Genomic DNA, 501 nt, shown 5'->3' with positions numbered 1-501 from the left:
ATCTTGAGGCTCCATTTCTTTGCCTTCTAGCTGATCATTCCAGTTTGTACCAACAAGAACGCCGTCTTCAGCAAGAGTTAGAAGCCAATCTTCTACAAAGATATCTAGTGGAATTTCAAGAACAGTAAAATCTGCCCACTCTTCAACGTTATGCGCTTCAGCATCTTCTTTCGAAGACCAGAAAGGCATTACTTCGCTATTTTCGAACTCAGTTGAATCGCAAGACAACCAACCTTCTTCATTGCGTAGACCCCAAACGAGTTGGTTTTCTTTCGTTTCTGCTACGAAAAGATCAAGGTTTGCTTGGATATCTGATGTAAGTTTGCTCATTTCAAAACTCTCATTGTTATGACGCCGCTAGATTACCACTAAAGCGCCGATTCCTAAAGCATAATACGGCTTCAAGCCACTATGAAAAGAAAAGGAGCCGAAGCTCCTTTTGTCAAATCTGAGTGCGATGTGAGAGTGTAAAAGTTTAGATTAGCTTTCTGCTTCAGGAAG

The 501-nt window shown here is 41.3% G+C and carries 1 protein-coding gene; it reads right to left on the bottom strand.

Annotated features, from left to right (window positions below; translation table 11 throughout):
• On the bottom strand, positions 1-330 hold a 330-nt coding region (locus R7Z49_RS28025; protein WP_318112929.1), incomplete at its 3' end, for a DUF2750 domain-containing protein.
• Positions 331-501 lie beyond the last annotated feature (171 nt).

Origin of the sequence: Vibrio sp. 1562, assembly GCF_033340155.1 — a bacterium.
Classification (GTDB): Bacteria; Pseudomonadota; Gammaproteobacteria; order Enterobacterales; family Vibrionaceae; genus Vibrio; species Vibrio alginolyticus.
Note: the sequence above shows the minus strand (reverse complement) of the source record. Positions and strands in the feature narration are given on the sequence as shown.